The organism is Oleiphilus sp. HI0067 (assembly GCF_001635735.1).
On sequence record NZ_LWFI01001561.1, the window covers coordinates 1 to 792 of the forward strand.

Consider the following 792-nt stretch of genomic DNA (forward strand, 5'->3'; position numbering starts at 1 on the left):
TGTTTATTGAGGTCAGTTGTGGGGAGTACCCTGAATCCAAAACAGAGTGAAGCCGTTAAATATGTTGGCGGGCCTTTGCTCGTATTAGCTGGTGCAGGGAGTGGTAAAACGAGTGTAATTACGCGCAAGATTGCTTATCTCGTTAACGAGTGCGGTATTAAAGGCAGGAATATCGCAGCGGTTACCTTTACCAATAAAGCCGCGAGGGAAATGAAAGAGCGGGTTAGTCAGCTGATTTCGGGCCCAGATGCGCGTGGCTTAAATATTTCCACTTTTCACAACCTCGGTCTCAATATCATTCGAACTGAGCACGAGCGCTTAGGCTATAAACCAGGGTTTTCTATTTTCGATAGCGAAGATGCAAAAACCTTGTTGCGAGACATCCTCATGAAAGAAGGTGAGGAAAACAGCGATGTTCTCAATCTTGTCCAGATGCAAATTTCTAACTGGAAAAATGTAATGTGGACACCTCAAGTTGCGGTGAGCAAAGCAAAAACACCAGAAGATCTGCAAGCTGCCCAAGCCTATGTTCTATATGAGCGCTATTTGAAAGCCTATAACGCTTTAGATTTTGATGACTTAATTTTATTGCCCGTTTTGTTATTTAAAAATGAGGCTGATGTATTACAAAAATGGCGGCAGAAAATTCGATACTTGTTGGTTGATGAGTATCAAGATACCAATCTCGCTCAGTATGATCTTGTTCGTATGTTGGTGCAGGAGCGAGAGGCGCTAACAGTCGTCGGGGACGACGATCAATCAATATATGCATGGCGAGGTGCGAGACCTGAA

General features: G+C 43.8%; 1 protein-coding gene. It reads left to right on the plus strand.

Annotated features, from left to right (window positions below; genetic code table 11):
- Positions 1–18 precede the first annotated feature (18 nt).
- Positions 19–792 (plus strand): ATP-dependent helicase (locus A3739_RS25485; protein WP_156502833.1); only part of this gene is annotated, 774 nt, incomplete at its 3' end.